Source organism: Chitinophaga sp. (genome assembly GCF_039596155.1).
GTDB lineage: Bacteria > Bacteroidota > Bacteroidia > Chitinophagales > Chitinophagaceae > Chitinophaga.
On the sequence record NZ_JBCNKF010000036.1, the window covers coordinates 15,568 to 37,122 of the forward strand.

At 46.1% G+C, this 21,555-nt stretch carries 15 protein-coding genes; 4 read left to right on the plus strand and 11 right to left on the minus strand.

Going from position 1 to position 21,555, the window contains the following annotated elements; all coding sequences use genetic code 11:
• Positions 1 to 92: 92 nt before the first annotated feature.
• Positions 93 to 2,576: a mechanosensitive ion channel domain-containing protein gene (locus ABDW33_RS26605; RefSeq protein WP_343693142.1), complete on the plus strand. Its 2,484-nt coding sequence runs from the start codon at positions 93 to 95 to the stop codon at positions 2,574 to 2,576.
• A 331-nt stretch (positions 2,577 to 2,907) separates the two neighbouring features.
• Positions 2,908 to 3,231 carry a hypothetical protein gene (locus ABDW33_RS26610; RefSeq protein WP_343693143.1) on the plus strand — a complete coding sequence of 108 codons (324 nt, stop codon included), beginning with the start codon at positions 2,908 to 2,910 and terminating at the stop codon, positions 3,229 to 3,231.
• A gap of 72 nt (positions 3,232 to 3,303) precedes the next feature.
• Here the strand turns inward: ABDW33_RS26610 and ABDW33_RS26615 are convergent, their stop codons facing one another.
• The 8 genes from ABDW33_RS26615 to ABDW33_RS26650 form a co-directional block, all read right to left on the minus strand.
• Positions 3,304 to 3,669, minus strand: a complete 366-nt coding sequence (locus ABDW33_RS26615; protein WP_343693144.1) for a GIY-YIG nuclease family protein — start codon at positions 3,667 to 3,669, stop codon at positions 3,304 to 3,306.
• Positions 3,670 to 3,758: 89 nt separating this feature from the next.
• Entirely contained in the window at positions 3,759 to 4,829 is a 1,071-nt protein-coding gene (locus tag ABDW33_RS26620; RefSeq protein ID WP_343693145.1) for a glycoside hydrolase family 76 protein, read from the minus strand.
• Positions 4,830 to 4,896: 67 nt separating this feature from the next.
• Positions 4,897 to 6,030, minus strand: coding sequence for a glycoside hydrolase family 76 protein (locus tag ABDW33_RS26625; RefSeq protein ID WP_343693146.1), 1,134 nt, complete (start codon positions 6,028 to 6,030; stop codon positions 4,897 to 4,899).
• A gap of 11 nt (positions 6,031 to 6,041) precedes the next feature.
• Positions 6,042 to 7,175: a SusE domain-containing protein gene (locus tag ABDW33_RS26630; RefSeq protein WP_343693147.1), complete on the minus strand. Its 1,134-nt coding sequence runs from the start codon at positions 7,173 to 7,175 to the stop codon at positions 6,042 to 6,044.
• Positions 7,176 to 7,207: 32 nt separating this feature from the next.
• Positions 7,208 to 8,812 (minus strand): RagB/SusD family nutrient uptake outer membrane protein, encoded by a 1,605-nt coding sequence (locus ABDW33_RS26635; protein WP_343693148.1) that lies wholly within the window; start codon positions 8,810 to 8,812, stop codon positions 7,208 to 7,210.
• A gap of 4 nt (positions 8,813 to 8,816) precedes the next feature.
• Positions 8,817 to 12,305: a TonB-dependent receptor gene (locus ABDW33_RS26640; RefSeq protein WP_343693149.1), complete on the minus strand. Its 3,489-nt coding sequence runs from the start codon at positions 12,303 to 12,305 to the stop codon at positions 8,817 to 8,819.
• 365 nt (positions 12,306 to 12,670) lie between these two features.
• Complete coding sequence (locus ABDW33_RS26645; RefSeq protein ID WP_343693150.1) at positions 12,671 to 13,669, minus strand: FecR domain-containing protein; 999 nt, start codon at positions 13,667 to 13,669, stop codon at positions 12,671 to 12,673.
• Positions 13,670 to 13,804: 135 nt separating this feature from the next.
• Entirely contained in the window at positions 13,805 to 14,380 is a 576-nt protein-coding gene (locus ABDW33_RS26650) for an RNA polymerase sigma-70 factor (RefSeq protein WP_343693151.1), read from the minus strand.
• A gap of 641 nt (positions 14,381 to 15,021) precedes the next feature.
• Between ABDW33_RS26650 and ABDW33_RS26655 the strand changes: the two genes are divergently transcribed.
• The gene (locus ABDW33_RS26655) at positions 15,022 to 15,447 is read left to right on the plus strand and encodes a hypothetical protein (protein WP_343693152.1); all 426 of its coding nucleotides are present in this window, start codon (positions 15,022 to 15,024) and stop codon (positions 15,445 to 15,447) included.
• A gap of 1 nt (position 15,448) precedes the next feature.
• Here ABDW33_RS26655 and ABDW33_RS26660 read toward each other — a convergent pair whose 3' ends face one another.
• The 3 genes from ABDW33_RS26660 to ABDW33_RS26670 form a co-directional block, all read right to left on the minus strand.
• Positions 15,449 to 17,803, minus strand: a complete 2,355-nt coding sequence (locus ABDW33_RS26660; RefSeq protein WP_343693153.1) for an ABC transporter permease — start codon at positions 17,801 to 17,803, stop codon at positions 15,449 to 15,451.
• Positions 17,804 to 18,056: 253 nt separating this feature from the next.
• Positions 18,057 to 18,932: an EamA family transporter gene (locus ABDW33_RS26665; protein ID WP_343693154.1), complete on the minus strand. Its 876-nt coding sequence runs from the start codon at positions 18,930 to 18,932 to the stop codon at positions 18,057 to 18,059.
• Between the two features lie 268 nt (positions 18,933 to 19,200).
• Positions 19,201 to 20,658: a sialate O-acetylesterase gene (locus ABDW33_RS26670; protein ID WP_343693155.1), complete on the minus strand. Its 1,458-nt coding sequence runs from the start codon at positions 20,656 to 20,658 to the stop codon at positions 19,201 to 19,203.
• Positions 20,659 to 20,743: 85 nt separating this feature from the next.
• On the opposite strand from ABDW33_RS26670, the gene ABDW33_RS26675 reads away from it, so the two are divergent.
• Positions 20,744 to 20,983: a hypothetical protein gene (locus ABDW33_RS26675; RefSeq protein WP_343693156.1), complete on the plus strand. Its 240-nt coding sequence runs from the start codon at positions 20,744 to 20,746 to the stop codon at positions 20,981 to 20,983.
• Positions 20,984 to 21,555 lie beyond the last annotated feature (572 nt).

Here is a 21,555-nt window from a genome sequence, read left to right on the forward strand (position 1 = left end):
ATCCCGGTAAAACAAAATCCGGTACTTTTATTGATGTGGCTTTGGATGGATCACAACCGCTCAAAGCCACATTCTTTTTAATCTGCTAATACATGAAGGTCAGATTAACCTCACTACTCCTGCTATGCTTGTGTCATGTGGCTTTGCTACACGCACAAACCCCTGCGACCAAACCCCTGGACAGCGCCACCCTTAGCAAAATCATTTCACAACAGGTGAAAGACAGCACCTCGGGCAAACCCAAACTACATCTTTCCGATACCTCAGTGGCTGTGTTGATCACACGGCTGGAAAGCTATACGCTCATGCTCAATGAGGTGATGAGTATACTGAAGCGGGGACTGGATACCACCGAGATCAGTGAACGGCTGCCACTTATCGATTCTTCGTTGAATGTGGTCAAGCGGGACATTACTGCCCTGGGAAGTACCCCGAATGTAATGGACTTATATACAAACAGGGTCCTGCTCGTACAACTGGAATGGCGGCTCGATAACTGGCAAAACCAGTTATTTAAGTACTACGATAAATTAGTGAACATCACTGATACCTTACAACAATTGCGGCGGGATACTACCATGCGGGATATACCTGCTGAAGATGAACTACGGGATATCTACGTAGGGCAAATGGCCACCCTGATCAACAAATGGCGACAGGTGGACAGTGCCAATAAACGCAACCTGTTATTCTTAGGTCTATTACAGAATAAGGTAGCCAGGCGATATTTAGAATCGACCAACCTGCTGGAAGATATGGATTTCCAGTTGTCACGCTACAGTACACGCATGTTCAACAAAGACTTCAGCTACCTCTGGGAACCACCCCTGCCGGGAAAGAAAGGACCCAAATTCCCCTACGTGCTGCGACGCTCAGTAGCCAAGAACCTGCATGTATTGCAGATCTTTTTTGCCATCAGGAGACCCATGATTACTTTTTGGTTGCTGGCGGCTATAGCCTTTGCATGGTGGGTGATTGCCAACAGACGCCGCATCAGGAGAGATCATGCGGAGCAGGAAGCTGAGACGATCCTGCAACAGATCCGCTATATAATTGTGCATCCGGTAGCAGGTAGTTTATTACTGGTGTCGACTTTTTCAGCGATGTTAAATATTCAATACCCTATACTATTTACGGAGATCACGTGGGGTATTGCAATGGTAACGGCCTCCATCATTGTGAAGAAGTATTTGCCCGGACATTTGTTCAGGAGATGGTTGTTGCTCATCTTGTTGTTAGTAGTCTACTGTGTAAACAACCTGTTGATCCAGGTAACATTCACTGAACAATGGGGCATTTTTACCGGTGCCATCCTCGGGGTAATCCTTGGATATTACCTGTTGCATAGTATTGAGCAGACAAAATTGCCACTACCAAAGTACGCTAAACATGCAGTATGGATCTTTATGATCATGAGTGCCTTCTCGTTGCTGCTGGTGACCCTGGCGCGGGTGACGGCGGCTAAGATCTTTGGTGCTGCAGGTGTGGTGAGTATCGCAATGTCGCTGGCGATCGTGCTGACCGTGGAGATCCTGATGGAAGCAATCTACCTGCATGTAGAGGCAAATAAGCATTCGAGTACGTTCGTGTCGTTTTTGGACTACCAGCACATCAAGTCACGGTTGAAGTCTATCCTGTATGTAATAGCAACGGTAGGATACCTGGTGCTCATAGCCAGGAACCTATATATCTATGATGCCCTGTATGAGCTGGTGGCAGATATGTTGGCAGCAGAAAGAAAGATCGGCAGTTTTACTTTCTCCTTTGGTGGGGTGATTGTGTTCCTATTGATTATCTGGGTATCCTCAGTCGTGAGCCAGTTATTAACATTCCTGTTAGGATATACAGGGAATAATGTGCCTACCCGGAAAGGATGGGGTTCTTATATGTTGCTGTTAAGACTGGCGGTATTGGGAGCCGGTGTGTTACTGGCTTTTGCAGCATCCGGGATACCCTTGGATAAGCTGGCGATTGTCGTAGGGGCGTTAGGTGTAGGTATTGGTTTTGGTTTGCAGAATATTGTGAATAACCTGGTGTCGGGGATCATCCTGGCATTCGAGAAGCCGATAGAGGTGGGTGATACGATTGAGTTAGGCACGCGTACAGGTGTAGTGAAGGAAATCGGGATCAGGTCCAGCAGGATCTCGGCAGGTGATGGCTCGGAAGTGATCGTGCCGAATGGGGAGCTGATAGCGCAGCAGTTGGTTAACTGGACATTGAGCAGCAGGTCGAGAAGGGTGGATATAAGTGTAGGCGTCACATATGGTGCGGATATTAATAAAGTGATACAGGTGATGAAGCAGTGTTTACAGCAGCATGAAGGGGTCATGACGGCGCCGGAGCCCACGGTGTTACTGAGTAATTTCAGGGATGGAGCGATGGATTTCCAGGCGTTCTTTTGGATAAATGACCTGGGACAGGCGGGCAGTATGAAGAGTGCTGTGCTGACGGCGATATATGCATCTTTGCAGGAAGCAGGGATTACGATAGCGCATCCTACTCCGCAGCAGGTACAGATTAATATGGATCCGATGTTCTGGCAGCAGCATCAGCCACCACCACCGCCGGTGGCTTAGGTTAGCAGGTGGCCTGCCGGGATATACCACCCATATTTGAATAGATGATGTGTTGAACACAAGTGACGTGACAAGCATATAACACCTACCTTGCATACATCAGACAGATGGTGTTTTGAATACCAGGTGGCCGACCGGCGTATGTAGTCCCGTATTCCCGTGGATGAATCTACCACGAATATTACCTGCTGATCTCTTTGTACAGGAGCAACTTCAACAGCTGCACCACTAAGAGTGGAAAACCTGCCACGGGAATGCAGGCCAATGCCCTCATTGTACCGCAGAACATCATCTGGGGTCTGCTATCCCCCTTTCCGGTAATTATCCCATCATGCTACTTTTCGTAAATCGGCAATGGTATGCGTTCCACGATCGCCAGGACCAACTGTCGTTCCACACGACCTTTCGACTGGCGCCCCTTTACTATCGCAAGGACCAATGCATAGCCACATCTGGCACACTGTATGATGTACCAGTTGATAAAGCTAAGATTATGAAAAACTTACAACTTGCATTACTGGGTTTTGCCATCATGCTGTTAAGCAGCTGTGAAGTCGTGGGCGGTATTTTTAAAGCCGGTGTCTGGACAGGAATTATTGCTGTAGCTGTGGTGGTGTTCCTGATCATATTCCTGATCTCCCGTGGCCGGAAGTAATGTGCCTGTAGCCAATGCATGCTGGCAGCACCAGGAATAGCAAAGACACAGATAGCACATTCAGTAACATTACTACTTACTGATAGCTTCTACAGGAATGATGCGGCTACTGTTCCCTTCTACAGCAGCAGGTGCCTCGCCGGCAGCTCCATCTGAAGCAACAGGTCCGCTGATATATCCATTGGCATAGAATTCCTCCTTGATGCGGGACCAGATCCATGCACGGCCCTTGCCTGATTTAAGCAGCCATTCATGCTTCATTGCGGAGATCTTATCATCGAAGTTCTCAAGATAGATCACCTCCCAGGGTCTGTATTGCAAGGTACCTTTCTGGCGCCCGTGCACATTGTGAAAGTGAAATCTTTTAACAAGATCAGTGGTGTGTCCGGTATAGATCTTCTGGTACCTACGGGAAAAAAGGATATAAACGGTGTACATATTAATGGTTATGCCATGAAACACAAAAGGTTACCCTGTTTCGGAGGTAACCTTTTGTATTCCTGTATTTCATAGAGCCACAAAGATACTTATTTTATCCGGGCAAGGCGGGCATAAATTTCCATCATACCTGTCTGTCCTAACAAATCTTTGTCAGCCTTACGGCCTACCAGCCCTGTTTTATCACTTTCGGTCGCCCATACTTTGTCGGCATCTTCCTGCATCGCATTGATATACTGCCGGTTACCATCCACAGCATACAAAGCTTCGTATCCTCTGAGCAGCACTGCGTTGAACCAATAAGAATATGGGAACCTACCCTGCCGGAAGAAGTGAGCATAACTGCCGGCTGCTATATGTTGGGCAGCTTCAAGGTAATGTTTATCATGCGTAATGTGATATAATTTAACATTGGCCTCCAGCATCGTCCCCGCATTGTAGGTATACGTAGCGGAATCGATTTTGAGCGATGGCACATGGATCATGTCATAATAATAACCTTCAGGAGCCTGCAGGTATTTGTTCACCCAGTTATATAGCAACAGGGCAGTGTCAAGATAGCTCTTCTGGCGGGTTGCATCGTATAACTGCAAGGCTACCAATACACCCGGGCCATTGGAGCAGGTGTTCTTACCCCCTTTATCTCCTTCTTTCCAGTATAGACCACCACCGGATATGGTATCAAACCCCGTCATCATAAATTTATAAATTTCCGTGGCTTTCTCCAGGTACCATTTTTTCCTGGTGCGCTTGTACGCATCCATGTAAGCGATGGCGATCCACTGATTGTCATCATAAAACCGATCGCCTCCCTTCTCTTTTACAACATAAGAGTCATAGCCAGGAGCCGGTGGCTTTTTGTCGTAATACGCATTAATAGCAGTAATAACGGTAGGCATGTAATGCCTGCCCGGATGAATGGCTTCCATTTCATTGGCGGCCTGGATCAAACCACACAAAGGCCAGAGATAGGAATGAGGATTTTCATTCTTCTCCCTGTTAGTGGTTTCATAATAGAGTTTGTTGGGAGCGTCATACAGGTTTTTAACAACTGCTGACCATAGGGTATCTGCATGTGCTTTGTTGGCAGATGACTGTGCAGAAACGAAAAGGCTGCTATGTAGACATAGCAGCATCATGAGACCTGAGTATTTAAGCATGCGTGTGGATTTTTAGATCTCCGGCCTGGGCCGGAGATCTAAAATTAATTAATCAATTCCAGTTCTTTTAATCAATCAAATCCAATTCCTTTAGCCTGGCAACAGCTTCTATTAACATGGATCCGCTGAGTTGGGTAGTCAGATCTGTTGTGGTAGCCATACCTGTCCAGCTGGTATTAAAGATCACCTGTGGACGGGAGGTGCCCTGCAGCCACATGGTTTGTGCATTCAATAACAATGAATTTGCAAATTTCGCCTGATCGGTGCTGGAGATACTACCATCCGTGATCAACAGCATGAGGTAGCGTACCAGGATCCCTTTGAAGAGGCCACCATCTCCCCCACCCTCATCCTTGAAGATATTATTGTTGGTGAACTCACTGCCCAGCGAGTTATTGGCAGTTCGCAATGCATCGGAGAGATAGGTATTATCTCCTGTGAGTTTATATAATTCCACTGCTGCACCAATGAACACTCCCTGGTTGTAGGTAAACTTCCAGGCCTTGTTTGTACCACTGGCATCCAGGCCATCCCATACCAGTCCCGTCGTTGGATCTACAAGGTTATTCTTTTGCCATTGATAGATCTTCTTTGCCCAGGCCAGGTCATCGCCATTATGATCCAGCTGGTAAAAGCGGGAGGCAATGATACTGGCTGGCGCATTGGCGGGCGTATTCTTATTCTGACGGTCCTTATTCCAATAGATGCCACCTCCGAAGTTATCGTCCCATCCTCCTTTGATATCGTTCCACAGGGTGGTAGCAGCCGTTTTGTACCTGACATCACTGGTCGCTTCGTAGGCACGCAGGCAAGCCAGTGTCATCCATTCCATATCATCATAGAAGTGATTGATGATGGTATTGCCGTTTTTTACCTGTACGCCATCCAGCAATTTGTCCATGCGTGATTTGATTGCAGCATCACCGGTACGCAGGTACGCATCTACCAGCAGATCCAGTGCATGTGCATTGGGCCAGTAGTTAAATGTCTGATCACTGCTATTATTTTTATTAAAATAATTGCCACTCTGATTGTACCAGCCACTGATCAGTGATTTCTCTGTAGAATCAGCGATAGCAGGCCAGTTATATACATAACTCACCGTGCCAGCGCCTGGCCCGGGACCATCGTCCACGGGTTCTTTCAGGCAGGAGGTAAATCCTGTGATGAGTAAGGTGCCAACAATTATCAATTTGCGCATAATTCAATAATTTATTTAATGATCACTTCGTGGGTATACGTCTTGTTTGGGGAGAAGTATACATTCACATCACAGTTTTTAGTATCCACGTCACCACTGAATTTGAAACAGTAGTTGTACTGATCACTGTTAGTGATCAGGTGCATTTCCCAGAAAGACAGGGGTGTTGCAGCTGTTGGACGGCTGTTGTCAGCATTGGAAGAACCCCACCATTCGTAGCCGGCAGTGCCATCAGCAGCGGTTACGCTCAGGCGGAATTTATAACGTTCATCACGGCCCCATGATTCCTGGTGGAAGTTGATCAGTTTATTTTTAAATGACCATACGCCATTGCTCACATAATCCAGTGGATACATGATCTTATTTTCAGGTGCGAACCACAGGCCCATACCAGTAATCTCAGTAACAGTGGCTGCTGCGTTGTTGAAGTCGAGCTGCAGGCGGTACACTTTGGTACCCGTAGTTTGTGTGCTTGCGCCATCTTGTTTTACAGCCCCTCCATCAATATAGAAAGTAGTCGGTGTACCGGTATTCCTATCCGTGAAATGGTAAGTACCATTCTTAAGGGAAGTATAAATTTCGAATACACCTGCTGAAGTAGATTTCAGTTTCATAGCAGCTGCCAGGTTATCACCGGCTTCAGTAGCGGATCCTGTCAGGTATACATCTACCGGGATTTCAGCAAATCCATTAGGTCTTTCCACTTCGATGGTACGTGTTTCGGCAGCCTTCTGGATATTGTATCCTTTTGACGCGTTCACCGTCCATTTCAGTTTACCTACCGCCAGTGACGCAATGCCTGCTTTGGCAGCGATGGAGTTCAGGTCTTTGTGAGACAGGGTCAGTTTGTTGTTCACACCTCCGCCATCAGAAGCGACAGTCGCCAATGGTGCAGAGAAGTCGCCACTTTCCTTATCGAACACTACTTCGTACAGTACCAGTGAACCATCTTCGGCGCGCGCCTGCTCCCATTCGAAGGTAACAGAGGCGCTGGTAGTAGGTTGCAGCTTGATGTATTTATCATCCACCGGTGCGCTCAGCGCAGGTACCGGCTTCATATTCGTATTGAGTTTATAGTCGTCCTTTTTACAGCTCACGGCCAGCAGGGACATGATGGCTAATATATGCAGGAAGTATGTTTTCATGTTTTGCAGCATTTTTAAAATAAGTGGAAATTCTACCAACCCTGGTTTTGCCCGAGGTTACTGTTTTGGTCACGTTCGAATGTAGGCACTGGCCAGAGGTAATGCTTTGGATTGTTGAAGATCCTGTTCTCCACAATGATATAACCATTCGCATCTTTATTGAAGGCACCACCTGACACTTTGATTCCCCTCACTGGTCTGGCCATTACCTGGTCTGCAATTTTCCAGCGACGGATATCGAATGGGCGGAGCCCCTCAAATGCCAGTTCTGCACGTCTTTCGCGGCGTACGATTGTTCTGAGCTGATCAGCAGTTGCTGAAGGAAATTCAGTGGCCCCTGCATCATTAAAACCAGCACGTATCCGCAATGCACGCACGGTGGTATTCCAGACATTTGCATCCAGCTGCCCCAGTTCATTCTTTGCCTCTGCATACATCAGCAATACTTCTGCATAGCGAATCATGATCAGGTTCAGGCTGGAGTTGTAGTTACTGGCGGTAGGATCATAATATTTATAGAAGTAATAACCGGTAGGTGAAGCACCCTGGTCATCCACGCTGTTGGTAGCAGGATTAGATCCCGGCTGTGTAAGAATAGTTTGTACAGTACCGTTAAAATCAGTGATTGTGGAACCATCGTGCAGGATAGTTGCATTAAAACGAGGATCCCTGTTGCTATAAGGATTATTCTCATTGTAACCGGAACCTGATTCAGAGATCCCTTTACCATTCAGCATCACATAATCATCTACGAGATCCTGTGTAGGCACCAGCACACTTCTCAGCAATGCAACGGTTTGTGGCAGGAAGCTACGTTGTGTAGCATAAGTACGGCCGCCACCATATTGCAGATCGAGCATCACTTCGCTGTTATATTCGTTGTTCACACTGAAAATATTCCTGTAGCTGGATTGCAGGCTATACGTGCCGTTATCAGTTCTGTTGATGAGTTGTTCACAATCATCTACTACAGCCTGCCACTCTCCTTTATACAGGTGAACACGTGCACTGAAAGCAATGGCAGCGCCGCGGGTAATGCGGCCTCTGTCCTGGTCTGCATAGGCAGTGTTTACGGGCAGGTCATTGCGAATAGCGGCCAGCTCTGCCTGCACGAAATTGAGGATATCAGCTTTGGGTGTGCGGCCGATGGTTTTGGCATCACTGATGGTGATGAGGTTGGTATAGAAAGGAACATCTCCATACCAGTCAGCCAGCTGAAAGTAGGAATAAGCGCGAATAAAACGGGCTTCAGCGAGTATCCTTTTTTTCAGGGTAGAATCCATCGCCGGCACCTTATCAATGTTCGTGGTCACGATGTTACACTTGCGGATACAGGTGTAGCGGTAAGACCATTCATTCGTGACCCTGGCATTGGAAGGATCGTAAGCGCCATCAGCAATGGCGGTCACATTGTCAAAGCCGATACCGTTTACATAAGCGTTGTCGCTCAGGGCTTCGTTACCAAAGAAATAGCCATCGTTCGACATGTTTTCGTAACAGCTGTTCACTGCTGCGATGGCATCATTGGCATCCCGCCAGTAGGCCTCCTCGGTATATTCGCGTGTGATAGGCTGATCCAGCTTGCGGCAGGAATACAGCGTAGTCGCACTTATGAGTAATATCAGTAGTCTTTTCATACGTTTAAAATTTCAGGTCTATACCGAAAGAGAAGGTAGCTGCATTCGGATAGCTACGTCCTGCAATAGCGTTGTAATTGGAAAAAGACAGCTTGTCGTCGAACTGTGTGAACTCAGGATCTACACCCAGGTCGTGGAAGCGACGTGGTGTGAAAGTGATCAGGTTCTGACTGGTAAAGTATATCCGTGCCCCCTGTACCTTGATGCGATCGGTAAAGCGCTTGGGCAGGCTGTAACCGAATTGCAGGTTCTTGAGGCGCAGGTAGCGGGTGTCGAATAACCAGTAATCTGAATAAGCGAAGTTGTTCGCATCTGCTGCTCCAATTGTAAGACGTGGATAGGAAGCATCCGGATTGGTTGGCGTCCAGCGATCCAGGTGTTGTACAAAAGCGTGGTCTTCATTGTTATGGAAAGCCTCTACGATATCACCACGCAGGAACTGTGTACGTTTACCCACTCCCTGCCAGAACATGGAGAAGTCAAAGTTGCGCCAGTTAGCACTATAATTAAACCCGAATGTATAGCGTGGGAATGGGTTACCGAATACATAACGGTCATTGGCATCGATCACACCATCACCATTGCGGTCTATATATTTAATGTCGCCTGGCATTACCTGTTGGTTATAGGCGAATGGCACTTTAGGTGCATTCTTGATATCGTCCAGGTTCTGGTACAGACCATTGGATTTGTAACCATAATAAGAAGCGATCGGGAATCCTTCTTTGATGATATAGGTGAAGTCAGACCCCTGGATACTCTGTTCGCCGTATTTGATCACCTTGTTCAGGTTGTCAGATAAGTTGGCGCCGATAGTATGATTCACAGGGCCTGTTTTAGCATGGTAGGAAACGGAGATTTCCCATCCGCGGTTTTCCACTTTACCTACGTTCTGGAGAGAGGAACCGATACCTGCTGTACCGGGTACTACCTGGAAGAGGTAGATGCCTGTTGTCGTTTTATTGAAGTAGTCAAAGCTGGCGGAGATCTTGTTATTGAACAGATCCATATCTACACCATAGTTGCTCATGGTAGAAATTTCCCATTGCAGCGTTTCATTGTAAGCGGAGAAGTCGGCACCGGGAGCAGGGGCGTTATTGAACGCATACTTGCCGGAGTTGAGCGTTACGCGGGCCAGGTAGTTGAAACCGCCGATGTTGGAGTTACCCACTTGTCCCCATGAGTAGCGCAGCTTGATATTACCGTACTTATCCCTGAAATCCTGGAAGATCTTTTCATCCGTCACTCTCCAACCCAGGGAGAATGCAGGGAAGAATTGCCAACGGTGGCCGGGAGCCAGTTTGGAGGAACCATCGTAGCGCCAGGTAAATTCAGCGAGATACTTATCGTTGTACACATAGTTTACCCTACCAAAGAGAGAATTCAATGCATAAAGGTTAGGGTTGCTGATATCATTGTACGTACCGATAGTAGAATAATCAAAGCTACCATCGGGTTTAGGGATATAGCCGCCACCGATAGACCATTGGTTATCCAGGTTGGTAGTACCATAGCGGTTGGCTTTGATACCATAAAACTCATTCACCGCATCACTGCGGGCACCTACCTGTGCTTTTACATAGTGCTTGCCAAACGTGTTTTCATATTCAGCAGTGGCATATACGTTGGTATTGTTGTCCTTGTATTCAGATTCTGAATACTGGTTGTAAATCGGTGGGTTAGCAGTGGTGTAGTAAGGTGCGTAGCTATACTTATTCACCCTGTTGATATCGTTGGTAATGGTGTAATTGCCGGAAGCATTGAAGTTGAGCTTCAGGTGTTTTATGGGTGTAATCGTTACATCCAGGCCACCGAGCAGGTTATCTTTTTCTACGAGGTCGAAGCCCTGCAGCGCCAGTTGGGCGAAGACGTTGTTACTGTTCAGCGCAGGAACGACGAAGTTGCCCAGGGAGTCTTTTACAGGATAGATCCTTGGTGTGCGCATAGCATCGCGCATCAGAATACCGATATCGGCAGATTGGCGGCGGAAGAAGGATTTAGTATACGCGATGTTTGCATTTACTTTTACGTATTTGCTTACATCCACGCCGAGGTTAGCTCTGGCGTTGTAACGTTTATAGTAGAAGTCCTGATCGACGTATTTGTTCTGCAGCATGTTGCCCTGGTTCACATACCCGAGGGAGATGAGGTAGCTGCTGCTTTTTCCGCCACCGGTGAGACTTAAGCTATGATTTTGCTGTGGGGTATAGTTCCGGATCATTTCATCCATATAGGAAGGATAGGAGCCTTTACGTTTCCAGTAAGCAATTTCGTCCGGAGAATACTGCGGTGTTTTACCGGAGTTCACCAGTGCTTCGTCTTTCAGGGTCATATATTGCCATGCTTCCACGTTGCGTGGCAGGGTGGTAGGTGTTTGCCAGCCATACATACCGTTGTAGGTTACGGAAGGCTTGTCATCTTTGGAGCCGCGTTTGGTGGTAATATAGATCACACCGTTAGCAGCCTGGGAACCGTAGATAGCAGAAGAGGCAGCATCTTTCAGTACGGAGATGCTTTCCACATCGTAAGGGTTGAGGTTCTGGAGGCCATCCCCACCGGTTTGCACACCATCGATGATGATAAGGGGTGAGTTGCCGGTAAGACTGCCTACGCCACGGATATTGAGTGTCAATTTAGCACCTGGTTCAGCATTCTGTTGTTGCAGGATCAGGTTGGGGGCAGTACCCTGGAGGGCCTGGAACATATTTGTCACAGGGCGGCCTTCAATATCTTTGGTCGAAATGGTATTGATAGCCGCAGTTACCTGGGTTTTCTTTTGTGAGCCGTAAGCTGTGATCACGATCTCTCCCAGGTCCTTGGAATCGGCGGTGAGCATTACGGTAATATTAGTTCTGCCATTGATCCCCACCTCCGATGGGATGTAGCCAACGGAAGAGCAAACTAAGGTACCATTGGCTTGCCCAGCTGGGATCTTTAGCGTAAAAAAACCATCATCATTTGTAGTGGTGCCGAGGCTGGTACCTTGCAGACGTACGTTAACATTAGGAATGCCGACGCCTTTTGCATCTACGACCTTACCACTCAGGGAGATGTCATTAGCCTGGTAGGTAGCGGCTGGCTGGCGGCCCTGGCGGAGGATGATTTTGTTATTGATTTTTTCGAAGCGGATGTCCAGCGGGGAGAGGATGAGTTTAAGTACATCGTCGAGTTGCTGGTCTTTGACATTGAGGGTTACTCTTTGTCCTGCTTTGACTTCGTCGTTGGAGTAGACGAAGACGAAGGGAATCTGTGCTTCGATTTTTTCCAGCACCTGTCCCAGTCCTTCATCATTTACATGGAGGGAGATGCGGTTGTCAGCTGGTTTTTCGGCTGCATTGACCTGCTGTGTGCCTGAGTAGCGGCCGGCGTTGGAGGCAAAAGCCATCTGGGCGCGCAGATCGAGTATGTTCATAACGACCATACAGACGAACATAGGCAGGAAAAGGGAGCGGAAAGTAGCCGGAATAGTAAAACGTAGCGGTCTTTCTTTCATAACGCTATTTTGGTTTATTGTGTATGTGTATCAGTAATACTTATAGTGTAGGAGGCGGCTAAAAAGGGCTGACGTGGAAGCCCTTTTTAGTGATGCCTGTACCTTAACGTGAATTATGAATTTATTTTCTTAGTCAGCTATGCTTTGTTTTAATTGTGTTTGCTACTTATGAACAATGATCTTTTGCACATGCAATTTCATTTATCAGCCGTGTGTATTTACAGTTGTTGATATTTCCAGAACAGCCTTTACCAGTTTATCGGGAATGTGCTGCCGGTGTTGTTTATTGAAATGCCAGGGACAGCATTTACCCGCTAATCAGTAATGTGCTGTGGTTTGTTTATCGAACCTTACCGGGACAGCATTTACTCGCTAATCAGTAATGTGCTGTCGGTTATAGTATAATGGAATGACCTGGACCTGGCGAGATAATACATGATATCCTGCAGGTTGTTGTTCTGGAATGAGCCCGTCAGCCTGTAGTGCCGTGGTGCTTCATCAATAAAGGAGATCTTTTTACCAAAGGTCCTTTCCAGCTCAATGCCTATTTCTTCCATTGTTTTATCTCTGAAAACGAGCCGGCCTTCGGTCCAGGCTTTATCATCTTCAGCAGCTGTCTGTTCTTTAATAATTGCTTGTGCAGCAGCAGGCTGATAGGTCACTTTTTCATCTGGTGTGATGAAGATGGTATCCTTATTATCAGCAGGAATAAAGGCTACTTTGCCGGTTTGTACGGATGTTTGCACCGCTTCATTCTCATAAGCACGGATGTTAAAAGAAGTACCCAGTACATGTACACTTCCTTTGGCCAGATGAATGATAAAAGGTCTTCCCGGGTTGGGTGCGATATCAAAAAATGCTTCCCCGGTCAGGTACACTTCTCTTGAGTTGCTATTGAACACTTCAGGATAGGTGAGTTTACTGTCTACATTGAGCCAGATCTTACTACCATCGGCCAGTTCGATAGAAGCGCGGGTTGCTTTGCCATTCTGGCGATGCAGCCATTGCATAGTGTCGTTAACTGCCAGGTGAGTGACTGGTGTGTGTGCCTTGTCTACATACAACAACCCGGCACCGAATATCAGCATAGCAGCAGCTGCGACACTGAGCCATTTCCACACCTTTACTTTTGGCTGAAGTGTGGGGGTGGTATGTATACGCGCCATCGTTTTCTGCAGGGCGAGTTCAGTATCTGCAGCAGCGTGGTAAGGCGCTTCGGTGAAATAGGATTGTAACAGGTTGAATTGTTCCCGTAGATCGTCGTTTTCGAGCAACAGGCTGTCCAACTCCTGCAGCTCTTCGGCGGTAGCTTCTCCAGCCAGTTTCCTGGCGGCTAGTGTATTAAAAAGTTCATCGTTGATCATATGTGAGAAGCCGGTTGTATAAGAAGGACAGAGATATTTTAAAAACTACTTACAATGCGTTTGATTTTTTTTCTTTTTGTAAAGAATTTCACCTGCATTGCCTGGTGAGTTTTATCTCTCATGGATTGAGGTGAGTTACTTCTTTTTCACTTTTTGCGAGATGAATGGACCAATCACTTCATTTAATCTTTTCATCGCCCGGAATAACTGTGTTTCGACAGTTCGCGGGGAGATATTCAGTATTTCCGCTACATCTTTATACTTAAACCCTTCTTCCTTGATCAATTTAAATACCCGCCGGCACTGATCCGGGAGGCGGTTTACTTCCTGGTCCATTTTGAAGAGGATCTCTTTCCATTCCATATTTTTAGATGGATCGGTCGTAGTGATGCCAGCCAGGCCAGAATCGTCATTGAGTGGAGTGACCCTGAGATTGGAATATTGTTCAAGATAATTGAGTGAATGATTTTTGACTGCCACGAACAGGTATACTTCCAGGTTGGAAATAGTGCCCAGTTCGGCACGGCGATTCCAGATCTTCACAAATACATCGGAAACGATTTCCTCCGCGGCTTCGCGCGTGGATACATATTGCATGCAGAAATGCAGTAATCGTTCATAATAGTGACGGAATAGCGCCGCAAAAGCTTTTTCATCGCCATCATCAGCTATCTGCTGTTGCCATAAACGGATGTTTTCATTGTTGCTCATACCCTGCTGACAGTACCGGATGCGATATACATGATTTTTGCCCCTTTCATAATGTGGAATATGGCTAGTTAGGCCATTTAATATAGGACAGAAAAAATAGGTAAATTACTGACAGAGAAAGAAAATATTTTTTGAGTGGCATTCCGGCTTCCTGCGGAAGCCAGGTGTACTCAGTACAAAAATGAGTATTCCGGCGGCAAAAGAATAAACTCTAAACCCGCTTCCAGTCTACACTGCGGTAGAAATATCAATCATTAATTGAAATGTTAATATAGCAAGAATTATATGTGTGAATCGGGGGAAAAAGCTTAACTTAGTAGTGTTACCCAAGATTATCAAACTTCAAATGATTAATGTCGGCGATATTTAATACCATATTAGCAATTATAGCTGTTTTCAGCTTGCTGGCTACCCTAGCATTACCTATTATTAGTGCCTGGAGGGAATCAGCCAGGCTGAAGAAATACAATACTCATCCTCCGAAGGCTTTGGTATTGGAGGACCGAACAGGAAAGGTAGTAGTACTTGAACTTGAGAAGCAGAATGATGCACAAGAGATTCTTCGCACGATGGATGTACTACTAGGCAAGTGACCCAAATACCAGACATTCAATTCAATCCTATAAAACCATTTTCATTCCTTGGATCAAGCAAACTCATTGGTTGCTAACCCATCCACAGAGGCTCTCAATAACCAGAACCAGCAACCAAGCACTACATCTGCCAGTATAGCTGGCGCAAGCAGTGGTACCCTGCTCGTACTACTAGCTAGTAATCTCCCTGATAATTATCCTTTAAAGTCCTGGCTTGTTATTATAGCTCCAAGTGTTTCTATAGCCTTCTCTTTAATCTGGAAGTTCCTTATACGGGAGAAGAATGCGTATTACAAACGGAAACGGGTAGTGAAATTTAAAAAACTACTCCGGAAGAAAATAGAAGAAGCATTGAGTGATGGGCTTATTTCTTCTGACGAAGCAGCAACTTTGAGAAGAAAAATGATAGAGATCGAGCTGCAAAGCATAGACAACCTTGCTAACAAGATCAAAAACATTGAATTTGAAGAGTAGGCTATTCCGTTTGAATACTTTGGACCGGATTGGTCAGCGCGGCAGTCATTGCTTTATGGCTCACGGTGAGCAAGGCAATGGCTACCGAAGCGACCATCGCGGTCAGGAATACTGTTGCATCAACATCCGTACGCAGGGTGAAGTTTTGCAGCCAGTTGTTCATGAGCCACCAGCCAGCTGGTGCTGCTATCAGGAAAGCTATGCCGACTAAGGCAAGGAACTCTTTCCAGAAGAGATAGAGTATATGTATGACAGATGCACCCAATACTTTACGAATACCAATCTCTTTCTTCTTTTGTACTGCCATGAAAGAGACCATTCCATATAAACCTAAACAGGAGATGAAGAGTGCAATGCTGGCAAAAAGCCGGTAGAGCAGGGAGAGTTGTTTTTCCTGCTGATAATAGTTTTCCATTTGGAGAGAGAGGAAACTACCATTGAAGACATAGCCAGGAAAAGCTTTCATCCATTCATTTTTCAGCACGTTCACCATTTTAAAATCTGTAATCCGTACACAGGTAAGCCAGCAGGCTTCCCGCCATGGCATGACAACTGATGGGCGTACACCTTCTCTCAGAGAATTGTTCGCGAAGTCTTTTATCACACCAACGATCTCGTACCAGTCTTTGTTTTGATCACCAATTTTTATTGTATGACCAATCGCGCCTGCAGGGTCTTGATATCCTAATGCCTTTGCAAAAGTTTGGTTGATGAGCAGCTCACGAACGCTCTTTCCATCCTGGTAATTACGCCCGGCTATGAGTTGCAGGCTGAAGGTTTTTAGATAATCAGCATCCCCACAACGAATGTCGATATTATAACTACTGGGGGTAGCTCCCTGATCAAAATAAAATACATCCATCCAGTTGCTGTTGGCAGCGGGTGGCATGTTGGCCAGGGTAATACTGATGATACCTGCATATTGCCTGAGGCGGTTTTTAAGTGCGTCGGCTCCGTTCAGGTCGTAATTACCAAAACCCGGGACGGTATAGACGGCATCTTTATTAAAGCCCAGGTCTGCGGATTGTAATAAATGTACCTGCGCCATAGAGACAATGACACCAATGATCAGGATCTGAGAGATGGCAAATTGAGTGATGATCAAGCCACGACGCACAGAGAGACCACCGGGTTTGAATGCTTTGAGCGGTTGGTAACCAGATAATATAAAGGCAGGGTAAATACCTGCGCATAAGGTAATAGTCATGAACAATATTCCTGTGAAGAGGAAATTTTCTGTGCTGCATACGGATGTTGGCAGGCTTGTGAACTGGCGTAACCCAGGCAGGGATAATTGAGCAATGCTGAGCGCTAACAGGATGGCGATAGCAACAAGAATAGCAGTTTCAAAGAGGAGGTGGCCGATGAGTTGTATTCTCGTGCCACCCAATACTTTGCGGATACCAATTTCTTTGGAACGGACGGTGCTTTGGGCCGTGGTGAGGTTAATGAAGTTAATGATGGCCATGAGCAGGATGAGTACACCGATAAACGCAAGCGTGAGCAACCTGGTATAGCTGGAAATATGAGGAACAATATAGCCGAAACGGTTATCGAAGTGGTTTTCTTTTAATGGAAGCAAGAGCAGGGTTCTTACTTTGATGGTTTGATTGGCATAATGTTCTTTGCTAAAAGTTCTGAGTCGGTGGCTGATAACAGCAGTGTCTGTATTGGGGGATAATTGTACAAAGACCTGGTGATGACCGCTGGCTCCGCTCCAGTCGTCTTTTACATAGCTATAATCGTCAGGATGCTGAAGGAGGGTGGCGAAGGAGATGGCCATGCGGATAGGGAAGTCAGTGTTTGCTGGGGCATTGTCTAAGATGCCGGTTACTTTCAGGGGGTATTTATTATCTAATTTAAGCAGTTGGCCGAGGGCTTTCTGCCAGGAGCCAAAGTATTTTTCAGCGGTGTTTTTATCTAAGGCAATCGTGTTAGGCGCGGATAATTCCGATGGATTACCGGCAAGCCATTGCTGGTGAAACATATTGAACCAGGCGGGTTCTATGAAGTAGGCCCCGTGGTCTTCTCTGAAGCGGTTACCGTTGGCAGAAAATTGAGTGCCTTCGAGCATTTGGAGTGTAGCGATGGATTGCATTTGGGGGAACTCAGCCTTGAGGGCGTACGGAACACCACCAGATACGCCGGAGTTGTATTGGACGCCAGTGGAGTAGTCGGTTTGAGTGACGATACGGTAAATATTGTGATAGGCGGGTTGTTGGGTATCAAAAGAAGTTTCGAAGCGGATAATCATGAAGACGATAAGGGCAGCTGCGATACCGATGGCAAGGCCAGCGATGTTAAGAGCCGAGGCTTTTTTGAAACGCAGGAGGTGACGGATGGTAATTTTCAGCATGGATGATGGGCAGCGAGAATGGTGCCGGGAAGGAAACTGGTGATAACCAGAGATTTGCAGTAGTGAGATGTTCGTTTTTGGTGGTTGCGATGTCCGGTTTTGAACAGGCCGGTTAAGATCGCTTCCCTACGATATCTGATCCATCATTTCCTGGTACTTTTTTTAAATGACGATCTTTGTCTCCAATAATGGGTTTTTATTTTACAATCCGCTATGATGCAACGATCCGGCATCTTTACATTTAAACGAACAGTCAGCTTTTCTTTGCAAATTTCTCCCGCTGGCCAAGGTACAAGCCCCCTATTACTAAGATCGTTCCGACATATGTAAACCACGTAATTGCTTCATGCAATAAAATGGCCGCATAAATAAATCCAAACACCGGGCACAAAAACAACCACAGTGATGCCCGTACGGCATCCCTTTTTACCAGGTAGAAAAAGAGTTGTAAAGCGGTAACAGAAACAGGGAGCACCAGCCACAGCAAGCCACCCCAGAAATTGATATCGTATCTGGTAGTCGAAAAATCAGCCGTAAAGCAGGTAAACGGCAATAGTAACAAGCCACCTAAAAACACCTGCCAACCATTGATGATAAGATTGGGCAACTCCCATTTGATGCGGGAATAATAGACGGTAGCAGCCGAGACAGACAGCATGCCGGTAAGCAATATAATCAGGCCGGCTGCTGAACCATGGCTTTCCGCCAGTAGCGGATAAGTAGCGACTGCAACACCGGCTAAACCCAGCAGCATACCAGTGACTTCAAACCATCGTAATGGCCGCTTCAGCCATAATGCAGATATCGCCATAATGAACAAAGGGTTCGTTGCAGTAGCCAAAGTACCGATACCAGCAGATACTGACTTCATGGAAATGACATATAAACTCAGGTACAGGGTGGTATTTAAGAATCCAAATATGAGCAGCTGCCCCCACTCCTTTCCCTTCGGCAATCTATGTTTTCCATTTTGAATAAGATATGCAAAGAGCAACATACCTCCTCCTGCGAGAAAAAAACGAAAGTTAGCTAATATTAATGGCTCGGCTGATCTGATACCAATCTTGGTAGCCACGCTGGCACTCGCCCATAGCATGGCGAATAGGATACCGAATACAATTTGACGCATTTAATAAATCCTGGTTACTGTTCAAAGGTAACATCTTTTAGGGCATGGTCATAGACAGGTTGATTCTTCAAGAAGCTTAACCCGGTTGTTATCGCCATTGGTTTTTATATTGTAAAAATAAAGCCGCGGTTGATGACTGCCGCTAATAGCAGTAGCCATCAACCGCGGGAAGAATAGCCTGCGGCGAACTCTTAAAGCGAAACAGGTCATTAACTATCTGTCGTGACCGGAAACATCTGTTGTGACTGGAAACATTTGCCGTGACGGGTTATTCCTTCCCGAACGTCACCCCTTTCCAATCGTCTGTTCTAAACGGACACGCCGGTAGCCCTGCGCCATTATATAAATTTCCCTCCGGATTATTTGCCCAATCATACCTCACCGCCACAGGATGTGGCACCTCATCGCTCCACACCACTACCTGGTTCCCCTTAATCGTGGCCTGTGCCCAATGAAATTGTTTGTCCTCCCCGGCAATTGCAAACCCTTTCAGGTTACCACCTTTTCTAACCTTTAATCCGTCATTGGTATTTTTAAAGTTCAGTGTGACTTTATTTCCAGCCACCTGCTTAGACACATACATAGGGCCGGAATAAGCAACCTTTTCCCCATATACCTGTGCCCGTGCAATCAGTGCCAGCCTATGCCCTACTTCCTGTTTGTTTTTAGGATGTATATCTTTCGCATCGCCGATATCGATCGCCGAAGCCATACCCGTAGCTGGTAATGCCAGTGCTTTGGATTGTGCCTCCCGCAACTCTGCCCAGTCGGACTCCACAGGTTGAGCATCTACATCCTTGTAGTTAGCCAGCTGCACAAAGTAGAAAGGGAAATCCCCCTGCTTCCATTGTTTGCGCCAATCTTTAATCATGAGGGGGAACAATTCGCGATACTGATATGCCCTGCCAGCATTACTCTCGCCCTGGTACCATATCACTCCACGAATTGTATAAGGAATTACCGGATGAATCATTGCATTATATAAAAGCGTGACTTTATTAGGGTTAGATGGGGTTTCGGGTGTGGAAAGTTGTTCGAACTTCTTCACGGAATCTGCAAATGCAGGCATTTTCTTCAAAGATTCCCCACTCGTCCACGCTTCTGCTACAGTACCTCCCCACGAAGTGAGGATGATTCCCACCGGTACCTGTTCGTAACCATTGATTTCACGGGCGAAAAAGTAACCAACAGCTGAAAATTCAGGTACACTTTGCGGCGTACAAGCCTGCCATCCCCCTTCCCATATTGCTGCATCATCCAGGGGTACGGTACTGGTTGTACGTTTTAACATCATGAGGCGGATATCAGGATAGTTCGCAGCCTTTACTTCCTGCTCATTGTTATGCACTTTACCCCAGCCCTGTAGCGGCATTTCCATATTAGACTGGCCGGAAGCAATCCACACTTCACCTATTAATATATTCTCCAGGTGAATGGTGTTCCTTCCTTTTACTAACATTTCATAAGGGCCGCCAGCTGGCATTGCAGGAAATGTAACCTGCCATTTGCCTTTTTCTGTTGCAATAGTTTTGACTGTTTTCCCCTTGAAAGTAACAGCTACCGCCTCACCTTTATCTGCCCATCCCCAGATGTGTAATGGTTTATTGCGCTGCAAAACCATATTGCTTCCAACTAAAGCAGGCAATTTAATATCAGCATAACAAAAAGTTGTAAATAGTGACAGCACCGATAACACAATGGTACTGAGCAACGTGGATGATCGCATGAAATGAGTTTTTAAATGATTGCTACAAGTTAATAAAAGTTTGGCACGAAATTTTTATAACAGGATTTTATAAAATGAAACTATCATGGCAAACGGTATCATCACTTTAGAATTTGACATCAAAGCGCTTCACTATTTGAATTCAAATAGCAGCTTTATCAAAGCAACAGCAGATGCCAATGGTAATATCGACATTGCATCAGCAGCCTTACAATATTATAATACTACCAATACTCATTTCGATATGGAACTGGAGAGCGAAGAAGATGTGGATAGATTTAAACATGTAGCGCGTCGCTTTTTCAGTTGCTTTAGTGAGAACTAATTTATTCTTCAGGTTAGTTCCTGTAAGAGCTAACTGAAACGGCTCCCGTAAGAGCCAGGTTCCCGTAAGAACTACAAACTCAAAAAGTTCCCGTAAGAACTTCCCAAAAAGACATTATTCGTATAGTGCAAGCAGTTTTCATCCCATTGTAACTTCCAAATTTCATCCATTTTACCCCGGATTTTCATCCATTTCACCCTGAAACTTTCATCCATTTCACCCCGGATCTTTCATCCATTTCGCCCTGAAACTTTCATCCATTTTACCCGCATTTTTCATCCATTTACCGCCCCAGGATTCCTTCCGGTAATGATCTTATTTTTCGTCCGGTTGTGCCCCAAAATTTTCATCCGATTGGTCATGCCCCATTATTCATTGTTTCCCCGTTTCGTTCATTGTTCCCCAAAACCCCAAACATTCATTGTTTCCTTATTCTATCCATTTTATTTTCCTCAATAAGCATCCATTCCCAAAAAAGTGAGCAGCCTGCAAAGATAGTTTGCAGGCGCTTTTTTTATATGCAAACAGGGCCTGGCAATCGCCAGGCCCTGTTCATTAAACAATGCAATGTA

Bases quoted from the DNA above. Each gene is read 5' to 3' on its own strand.
- ABDW33_RS26630 (WP_343693147.1), bottom strand. From the start codon at position 7,175: ATGAAAACATACTTCCTGCATATATTAGCCATCATGTCCCTGCTGGCC.
- ABDW33_RS26675 (WP_343693156.1), top strand. From the start codon at position 20,744: ATGGCAAACGGTATCATCACTTTAGAATTTGACATCAAAGCGCTTCAC.
- ABDW33_RS26645 (WP_343693150.1), bottom strand. From the start codon at position 13,669: ATGATCAACGATGAACTTTTTAATACACTAGCCGCCAGGAAACTGGCT.
- ABDW33_RS26625 (WP_343693146.1), bottom strand. From the start codon at position 6,030: ATGCGCAAATTGATAATTGTTGGCACCTTACTCATCACAGGATTTACC.
- ABDW33_RS26665 (WP_343693154.1), bottom strand. From the start codon at position 18,932: ATGCGTCAAATTGTATTCGGTATCCTATTCGCCATGCTATGGGCGAGT.
- ABDW33_RS26640 (WP_343693149.1), bottom strand. From the start codon at position 12,305: ATGAAAGAAAGACCGCTACGTTTTACTATTCCGGCTACTTTCCGCTCC.
- ABDW33_RS26670 (WP_343693155.1), bottom strand. From the start codon at position 20,658: ATGCGATCATCCACGTTGCTCAGTACCATTGTGTTATCGGTGCTGTCA.
- ABDW33_RS26615 (WP_343693144.1), bottom strand. From the start codon at position 3,669: ATGTACACCGTTTATATCCTTTTTTCCCGTAGGTACCAGAAGATCTAT.
- ABDW33_RS26650 (WP_343693151.1), bottom strand. From the start codon at position 14,380: ATGAGCAACAATGAAAACATCCGTTTATGGCAACAGCAGATAGCTGAT.
- ABDW33_RS26605 (WP_343693142.1), top strand. From the start codon at position 93: ATGAAGGTCAGATTAACCTCACTACTCCTGCTATGCTTGTGTCATGTG.
- ABDW33_RS26620 (WP_343693145.1), bottom strand. From the start codon at position 4,829: ATGCTTAAATACTCAGGTCTCATGATGCTGCTATGTCTACATAGCAGC.
- ABDW33_RS26635 (WP_343693148.1), bottom strand. From the start codon at position 8,812: ATGAAAAGACTACTGATATTACTCATAAGTGCGACTACGCTGTATTCC.
- ABDW33_RS26660 (WP_343693153.1), bottom strand. From the start codon at position 17,803: ATGCTGAAAATTACCATCCGTCACCTCCTGCGTTTCAAAAAAGCCTCG.
- ABDW33_RS26610 (WP_343693143.1), top strand. From the start codon at position 2,908: ATGCTACTTTTCGTAAATCGGCAATGGTATGCGTTCCACGATCGCCAG.